General features: G+C 59.9%; 6 protein-coding genes. 3 read left to right on the top strand and 3 right to left on the bottom strand.

The annotated features are described in order from the left end of the window. Together AB4Z11_RS24875 and AB4Z11_RS24880 are read right to left on the bottom strand one after the other, a co-directional pair. Positions 1-868: TRAP transporter large permease (locus AB4Z11_RS24875; protein WP_442028445.1), on the bottom strand; the 868-nt coding region annotated here is incomplete at its 3' end. A gap of 137 nt (positions 869-1,005) precedes the next feature. Further along, entirely contained in the window at positions 1,006-1,647 is a 642-nt protein-coding gene (locus AB4Z11_RS24880) for a TRAP transporter small permease (RefSeq protein ID WP_442028440.1), read from the bottom strand. Between the two features lie 481 nt (positions 1,648-2,128). Here AB4Z11_RS24880 and AB4Z11_RS24885 point away from each other — a divergent pair, with 481 nt between their 5' ends. From AB4Z11_RS24885 to AB4Z11_RS24895, 3 genes are read left to right on the top strand one after another with little or no spacing between them, the layout of a single operon-like run. Beyond that, on the top strand, positions 2,129-2,653 hold the full coding sequence (locus AB4Z11_RS24885; protein ID WP_442028441.1) for a methylated-DNA--[protein]-cysteine S-methyltransferase: 525 nt from the start codon (positions 2,129-2,131) through the stop codon (positions 2,651-2,653). Beyond that, positions 2,629-3,528, top strand: a complete 900-nt coding sequence (gene xerD / locus AB4Z11_RS24890; protein ID WP_442028442.1) for a site-specific tyrosine recombinase XerD — start codon at positions 2,629-2,631, stop codon at positions 3,526-3,528. The genes AB4Z11_RS24885 and xerD overlap by 25 nt, the downstream gene beginning before the upstream one ends. A gap of 37 nt (positions 3,529-3,565) precedes the next feature. Continuing rightward, a complete protein-coding gene (locus AB4Z11_RS24895) occupies positions 3,566-3,745 on the top strand; it encodes a hypothetical protein (protein WP_442028443.1) in 180 nt (59 codons plus the stop codon). 119 nt (positions 3,746-3,864) lie between these two features. On the opposite strand, the gene AB4Z11_RS24900 is transcribed toward AB4Z11_RS24895, so the two are convergent. Then, a partial coding sequence (locus AB4Z11_RS24900; RefSeq protein ID WP_442028444.1) for an efflux RND transporter permease subunit occupies positions 3,865-4,254 on the bottom strand: 390 nt, incomplete at its 5' end.

Here is a 4,254-nt window from a genome sequence, read left to right on the forward strand (position 1 = left end):
CCGCCATTGCTTGCGGGATGTTCTCGTGCGCCATCAGGAAGGAGAACAGCACAGCGTTGGTGATGATGTACAGCAGCATCGCGCTCAGGCTGGCCGACTTCTTCAGCACTTCCGGCATCTTCTTCAGCGGCATGTCCTTGTAGACGAACACGGAAATGAAGAAGGCATACACCGCGCTCATCGCGGCGGCCTCGGTCGGCGTGAAGATACCCTTGGTGATACCGCCGATGATGATCACCACCAGCATCAGGCCCCACACGCTGTCGCGGAAGGCTTTCCAGCGCTGGGCCCAGGTGGCTTTCGGCATGCGCGGATACTTGTTCTTCTTGGCCAGCACCCAGGTCACGCCGCACAGCATGAAGGTCAGCAGGATACCTGGGAAGAGGCCGGCCAGGAACAAGGCGCCGATCGAGGTATTGGTCGAAATCGCGTAAATCACTTTCGGAATCGACGGCAGCATCAGGATGCCCAGCGAGCCCGCGGTAATGATCACGCCCGCGCCGAACTGTTTCGGATAGCCCTGCTTCACCATGGCCGGCAGAATGATCGAACCGATTGCCACCACGGTTGCCACGCTCGATCCGCACACCAGCGCAAACATCGCGCAAGCGATAATACCCGCCAGCGCAAGGCCGCCGTGCCAGTGGCCGATCATGGAGGTAGCAAAGCTGATCATGCGGCGCGCCACGCCGCCGTGGGTCAGGAAGTTACCCGCCAAAATGAACAGCGGGATCGCCATGATCTCGAACTTCTCGATGCCGCTGAACAGCTTCAGCGCCACCGCTTCCACCGGCACCTGGGTCAGCAGGTACATGAACATCAGCACCGTCAGGCCCAGTGCAATCGACACTGGAATACCGGTCAGCATCAACAGGATCAGCAGCGAGAAAACGATGCCGACCTTGCCGCCGACGAAGCAGACGGCGCCGAGAATGGCACCGATGCCCAGCAGCCAGGTGGCCGCCTTCTGGCGCGACATTGGAACTACATCATGTGCGTGGCCGCTCATCGTGCGCCTCCATGGGTGGTGTGAGGAACGGTGGCGAACAGCGGATCGTTTTCGATATCGTCCAGACCTTCCACTTCGGATTCGTCCTGGTGCGGCATTTCACCGGTGCGGATAAAGGTGACCAGCACCTGGATGAAGCGGAAGCACATCAGGTAAGAGCCCATCGGCACCACGGAATACACGAACCAGGTCGGCCATTCCAGGTCAGGCGTGATCGGGCCTTCCGGTACATCGGTCTCGATGTGCAGAAGCGTGTAGACAGCATGGTGCATGCCGTTCTCCCACACGAAGCGCAGGCCCAGCGTGCCGACGATGCCGGTGAACAGCATGCCGCACAGCAGGGCGATGATGGTGGTGTTCTTGCGCCATTCAGCCGGCAGGCGGCTCACCAGCACGTCCACGCCGACGTGTACGCCCTTGCGCACGCCGTAAGCCGCGCCAAACTTGGCCATCCACACGAACATGATGATGGCCAGTTCCTGCGCCCATTCGAAGTGCAGGCTGAGCAGCCAGTCCTGAACGCCCGGAATGGGAAGTCCGGTCCCGTAACGGTGTACCACCGACAGGAAGATGATGAGGGTTGCGCCTCCCATCAGAAAGCTGATAATCCACTCTTCCAGATGGTCGAGTACTTTCATTAGCATTGTGTGTCTCTCTTTTAGTTATAAACCCCGGCCCTTTCGGGTCTTGCCTTGAACATATTATTTTTGCCTCAGTTTTGGCAATTGCGGTTACTACTAAGAGGCGGGCTTACCACAGTTCTATGGTCGGGGCGACAATTTCGTTTGCATAACAACAAAAAAAGAAAAATGGACAAATCAAGTCACAGATCAGTTATGATGGCGTCGCTCCCAAACGGTGCAAAACGAATATAAAAATGCACCAAGGTAGCAACGAATACGCAAGTTAGTGGGGAGTGGTACATAACAACGGTAGCCAATACCGCGGATTAATGAGGAGACGACGCAGCTCACAGTAATGCCGTTAGACCACCGCTGAGCGGGGCTAAACGGCCGGGGCCGCGAACCTAACTTGAAGACGCACCGGATGGTGCGTTTTTTTTTGCCCTCTCGAAGCGAGTGTTGTAGCATCAATGCCACAGTACCAAGTGGAGCAAATGTGACCAGAATACAACAGGCGAACGAGCTGTTTTCCGCCATCATCCAGGTGCCTTTCGGGGCTCTGGGTATCCGCACCGCTGGTGCGGTTGTGACCGAATTGTTCTACCTCCCGGCGCATTACGCCGAGAAGGCGCCGGCCGATGCGCTGGCCGAAAAAGCGGCCCAGCAAGTGCTCGCTTACTGCGCAGACGCGGATTTCCGGTTCGATCTTCCACTGGCCCGGCTGGGCAGCGATTTCCAGCGCCGCGTGTGGGACACCATTTGCGAAATCCCGCGCGGCGAATTGCGCACCTACGGCGAGCTGGCCAAGCACCTGGGCTCGCATCCACGGGCCATCGGCCAGGCCTGCGGCGCCAATTACTTCCCGCTGGTGATTCCCTGCCACCGCGTGACGGGCGCGCAGGGCCTGGGCGGCTTTGCGGGCAGCGATGACCAGGCTGGCTTCACGCTGGGCGTCAAACGCTGGCTGCTGGCACATGAGGGCCATAAAGAGTATCAATGGCAGCAGACAACCTTGATCTGATCGACGAGTTCGTCGACAGYCTGTGGCTGGAAGACGGCTTGTCGAAGAATTCCCTGGATGCCTACCGCCGCGATATGCGGCTGTTTGCCAAGTGGCTGGCAACGACCCGTCCCGCAACGGGGCTGCTGTCCGTCACCACGCCGGATATCGACGCCTATTTCGCCGCCCGCCATGAGGACACCAAGGCCAGCTCGGCCAACCGCCGGCTGTCCGTGCTGAAGCGCTTCTATCAGCTGGCGCTGCGGCAGAAGCAGATCGCCGAAGATCCCTGTCTGAAGCTGTCCTCGGCCAAGCAGCCGCTGCGCTTCGTCCACACGCTGAGCGAGTCGCAGGTGGAGGCCTTGCTGGCGGCGCCGGATTTGCGCACGCCGCTGGGTATCCGCGACCGCACCATGCTGGAGCTGATGTATGCCAGCGGGCTGCGCGTATCCGAACTGGTGGCGCTGAAAACGCTGGAACTGAGCATGAACGATGGCGTTCTGCGCATCACGGGCAAGGGCGCCAAAACCCGCCTGGTGCCGTTTGGCGAGCAGGCGCGCCTGTGGATTGAGCGCTACCTGCGCGAGGCGCGCGGCGTGATTCTGGATGGCCAACAGGACGATGCCTTGTTTATTACGGCGCGCGGCGGCCCGATGACTCGCCAGATGTTCTGGGTCGTTGTCAAGAAATGCGCACAGAAGGCGGAAATTACGGCACCCTTGTCGCCCCACACCCTGCGCCATGCGTTTGCCACCCATTTGCTCAACCACGGCGCGGATTTGCGCGTGGTGCAGCTGCTGCTGGGGCACTCGGATATTTCCACAACTCAAATTTATACCCATGTGGCGCGCGAGCGCTTGAAGCATTTACATGCGGCACATCATCCGCGCGGGTGAAAATTTGCGCTAATGTATGGTGAGGAGGTCCACCACCATGGCGAAAACGAATTTCCAGTACGAAAAACGGCAACGGGAACTAGAGAAGAAGCGCAAGGCGGAGGAAAAGGCCAAGCGCAAGCTGGAGGGGAAAAACCGGCCGCCCTCGGAGCAGGACGCCGATGAAGCCGGTTTCGAAACAACCGAAACCGATGTGGGAGCCGACGCCAACATCTAGCACCATGGGGTCAGACCCTAACATCGGACATGCTGCGCATGCCCGACGTCAGCGTCAGACCCCGGCCATTTGGCCGCCGTCACGTCCGCGCTTGTGCGTGGACAGCTCGGGCGAACCGGTTACGCGACTTCCGCCACGTTGTCCTTTTTCGGCGTTTCAACCGGGCTGACTTCCGGGTTGTTGCGACGAAGCCAGCGCGCGGCGCGCTTGCCGATATTGTCCAGATACGTATAAGCCACCGGCACCACCACCAGGGTCAGCAGGGTGGAGGTGATCACACCGCCAATCACGGCGCGTCCCATCGGCGCCTGGGTTTCGCCACCGTCGCCCATGCCGATCGCCATGGGCAGCATGCCGAAGATCATGGCCAGCGTGGTCATCATGATCGGACGCAGGCGCACCTGGCCCGCCGCCATGATGGCCTCGCGCTGGTTCATGCCGTCGCGCTGGCCGTGGTTGGTGAAGTCCACCAGCAGAATCGCGTTCTTGGTCACAAGGCCCATCAGCAT

This window comes from Pseudoduganella sp. RAF53_2, from assembly GCF_052113985.1.
Lineage (GTDB): Bacteria > Pseudomonadota > Gammaproteobacteria > Burkholderiales > Burkholderiaceae_D > Rugamonas.